4 protein-coding genes are annotated in these 3,823 nt (G+C 68.6%); all 4 read right to left on the bottom strand.

What is annotated here, in order from left to right; all coding sequences use genetic code 11:
- The coding region (secF, locus tag BN11_RS13565; RefSeq protein ID WP_053084106.1) for a protein translocase subunit SecF at positions 1 to 1,019 on the bottom strand (1,019 nt) is incomplete at its 3' end.
- Positions 1,016 to 2,929 (bottom strand): protein translocase subunit SecD, encoded by a 1,914-nt coding sequence (gene secD, locus BN11_RS13560; protein WP_048698483.1) that lies wholly within the window; start codon positions 2,927 to 2,929, stop codon positions 1,016 to 1,018. The genes secD and secF, both read right to left, overlap by 4 nt.
- Positions 2,929 to 3,294, bottom strand: coding sequence for a preprotein translocase subunit YajC (yajC, locus tag BN11_RS13555; RefSeq protein WP_083433751.1), 366 nt, complete (start codon positions 3,292 to 3,294; stop codon positions 2,929 to 2,931). The genes secD and yajC overlap by 1 nt, the downstream gene beginning before the upstream one ends.
- 117 nt (positions 3,295 to 3,411) lie before the next feature.
- Positions 3,412 to 3,823: Holliday junction DNA helicase RuvB C-terminal domain-containing protein (locus BN11_RS13550; protein WP_048698481.1), on the bottom strand; the 412-nt coding region annotated here is incomplete at its 5' end.

Below are 3,823 nucleotides of genomic sequence, written 5' to 3'. Positions count from 1 at the left end.
GCGGGTGCAGCTTCGCGGCGGGAGTCGGTGCCCCGCGTGGTCCTGGCCTGCACGCGTGCGGCGTGCTTGTCGAGGTCGAGGACCGCCTGGTCCTTGCTGCGCATGCTCACGAGGAACGGCGTGGCGATGAAGATCGAGGAGTAGGCGCCGACGGCCATACCGATGAAGAGCGCGAGGGCCAGGTCGAGGAGGGTGCCCGGGCCGAGCTTGAGGAAGGCGACCACGAGCACGGCGGCGATCGGCAGGAGCGCGACGACGGTGGTGTTGATGGAGCGGACCAGGGTCTGGTTCACGGCCAGGTTGGCGGCCGCGGCGAAGGTGCTGCGGCGGTTGGCGAATGCCTCGGTGGTGTTCTCGCGGACCTTGTCGAAGACGACGACCGTGTCATAGAGCGAGTAGCCGAGGACGGTCAGGAAGCCGATCATCGTCGCCGGCGAGACCTCCACACCCGTGAGGGCATAGATGCCGACGGTGAAGAGCATGTCGTGCAGCAAGGCGACGAGCGCAGCCAGTGCCATCTTCCAGGTGCGGAAGTACAACGCCATGACCAGCATGACGAGCCCGAGGAAGACGAAGAGGGCCTTGAGGGCCTGCTTGCTGACCGACTCCCCCCACGAGGGGCCGATGAAGTTGGCCGAGACCTTGTCGCTGGAGGTGCCGAAGGACCTGGCCAAGGCGTCTCGGACCGCATTGCTCTGGGCGTCGTCGAGCTTGTCGGTCTGCACCCGCACCGTGTCGCTGCCGAGCTTGGTGACCCCGACCCCCTGCCCGGGACGGACCGAGTGGACCGCCTCTTGGGCTTGCTGTTCGTAGTCGGAGGCGATGGCGACCTGCGAGACCCGGAACTCCGAGCCGCCGGTGAATTCGATGCCGAGGTTCAGCCCGCGCAGGCCGAGACCGGCGAGCGCGAGGACCATGCCGATGGCGGAGATGAGATACCACGTGCGGCGCCGGCCGATGAAGTCGATGGACCGCTTGCCGGTGTAGAGGTCGTTTCCGAACTGGGCGAACTTGCTCATGCCCGGCTCCCTTCGGACGCGGCGGTCGGGGTGGTCACGGCGGAGCGGGTGGCGGTGCGGGGACCAGCGAACTGGCCCCGGCCGACATACCGCACCTTCGCACCCAGCCGCTCGGGGTCCAGCCCCGACGCCTTGTGGCCTTCGGCAAAGAACTTGCGGCGGGCGAGCAATGCGACCAGGGGGTGGGTGAACATGAACACCACGAGGATGTCGATGAGGGTCGTCAGGCCGAGTGTGAAGGCGAACCCGCGGACGCTGGAACTGGCCAGCAGATAGAGGACGAGCGCCCCGAGGAAGTTGACGCCGTCGGCGGCCAGGATGGTGCGGCGCGCACGCTTCCAGCCGGTATCGACCGCCGTACGCAGTGTGCGGCCCTCTCGCACCTCGTCCCGGATGCGTTCGAAGTAGACGATGAACGAGTCGGCGGTGACACCGATGGCGACGATCAGACCCGTCACGCCGGCCATGTCGAGGCGGTAGTTCTGGGCCCAGCCGAGGATCGTGATGACGAGGTAGGTCAGCAGCGCAGCCACGAAGATGGAGGCGACGGTGACGAGGCCGAGGGCGTGGTACTGGAACAGCGAATAGAGCACGACCAGGCCCAGACCGATGAGCCCGGCGATCAGACCGAGCCGCAGTTGCTCCTCACCGAGGGTGGGGCTGATCTGGCTGCGGGTCTCGAGATCGAAGGAGATCGGCAAGGCACCGAACTTCAACTGCTTGGCCAGGTCTTGCGCCTGCTCGAATGTGAAGCCACCGGTGATCGAGGCCTGCCCGCCCGGGATGGCCTCGTTGAACTGCGGAGCCACGATGACGCGGGAGTCGAGGGTCGAGGCGAGCCGGTTCTGCGGGCTCGGGAGAGCCAGCATCTCGATCGACAGCTCGCCGTACTTCTTGGCCGCGGCGGAGTCGAAGGTGAGCTGGATCTCGACGGTGTTGGTCATCTGGCCGTTCGGGGCGAGCTGGTAGCCGGCGACCGCGTTGGAGATGTCCTTGCCCCCCACGACGACCGGGCCGAGAATAAACTTCTCCAACCCGTCGGTGGAACAGGTCACCATCGGCTTGGTCGCGTCGTCCACGAGGTTGTCCAGGACGCCGGGCTTGCTGCAGTCGAGTTCGTCGAACTGTTTGGTCAGCTCGGGCGTGATCCAGGCGAGGTCGGTGGCGCTGGTGGGTTTGCCGGACGGGGTAGGCGACTCGCTGCTCGTCGCCGACCCGCTGCCTGACTCGCTTTCCGACGCCGACCCGCTGTCTGAGGCGGATTCGCTGGCGGACTCGCTGGCCGAACCGGAGGCCGATGCTGACGAGGTCGAGGTGGCGGCGCGCTTCGAGCGGGACGCCGTCGTCTGGGTGGAGCGCGAGGTCGCGTCGTCCGCGGCCGAGCTGTTGCTGGACGACGACCTCGAGGTGGCCGATCCCGAGGCGCTGCCGGTCGCGCTGCCCGACGACGTAGCCGAACCCGTCGCCGTTTCGTTGGAGCCGACGGTGGCGGAGGGCTGCGGCGTCGTCGCGGTGTACTGGGCCTGCAACACGGGACGGAACTGGAGGGCCGAAGAGCGGCGCAGGTTGTCCTCCTGCTGCCGGCTCGGGTTCTCCGGGATCGAGACGACGATATTGTTCTCGCCCTGCGTGGTCACCTCGGCGCCGCTCACTCCCTGAGAGTCGACGCGCTCGGCAATGATGTCGCGGGCCTGGGCGACCTGGTCGCTGGTGACGGTCTGCCCGTCGGCGAGCCGCGGGCTCAGCACCAGTTGGGTGCCGCCCTTGAGGTCGAGGCCGAGCTTGGGGTTGAGCGCCGCGGTGCCCCAGATGTGCGCCCCGCCGAGCAGCGCGGCAAGGGCGAGGACCAGGGCGAAGAAACCGAGGAGAGTGCGCTTCTCGGTGTCGGGTTTGCTCTGTTGGCGCGCCATCAGTTGCTCACCGGTCCGTCGTTGGGGGAGGGGTGTTCGGGGGCGTCCGAACCCGGGGTGAGCGGGCCGCTCGCCTGTGGCGCGCGCGCCCCGATGGCGCGGCGATCGAACCGCAACCGGACACCGGGCGACACCTCGAGAACCACCGCGGGGTCCTCGAACGCGACGATCCGGCCATACATCCCGGAGGTGGTGACCACTTCCTCACCGACCTGCAGCGAGGTTTGGAGGTCGCTGACCTGACGCACTCGCTTGCGCTGCTGCATCATGAGGAAAGCAAGGAGGATCAGGGGCAGCAACAGGATCAGCAGATTGCCGATTCCGAGTCCCTGGCCCTGAGTGGCGGTCGCCAGGCCCGTAAGCATCGAGAGTTGTCCTTCGTGGGCGTGCAAGATCGTTGGCCCATCGGGGCCACCGAGGGAGTCTACGAGACGTCCTCGCTGTCGGCCCAAACGCGCGACCCGCTCGGCGCGTTCCGCCGGCTAGTCGAAGCGGCCCGCGGAGGGCTCGTCGAGCGGCAGCGTGGCCTGACCTGGGACGCCAGGGCCGGCGCCGGGGGGCGCGGTGAGGCCGAGGTGGCTCCAGGCGAGAGCGCTGGCGGCCCGCCCCCGGGCGGTGCGCAGGATGAAGCCCTGCCGCACCAGATAGGGCTCCGCCACCGTCTCGACCGTGTCGGTCTCCTCCCCCACCGCGACGGCGAGCGTGGAGATGCCGACGGGACCGCCGCCATACTTGCGGCACAGCGCGTCCAGCACTGCCCGGTCCAAGCGGTCGAGGCCCTGCTCGTCGACGTCGAAGAGCTCGAGCGCCGCACGCGTGGCCGCCAGGTCGACCCGGCCGCTGCCGTGCACCTGCGCCCAGTCGCGCACGCGGCGCAACAGCCGGTTGGCGATC

The organism is Nostocoides australiense Ben110, from assembly GCF_001050535.1.
GTDB lineage: Bacteria > Actinomycetota > Actinomycetes > Actinomycetales > Dermatophilaceae > Nostocoides_A > Nostocoides_A australiense.
The sequence above is the reverse complement of the archived record's forward strand: the minus strand, read 5'-3'. Positions and strand labels throughout refer to the sequence as shown.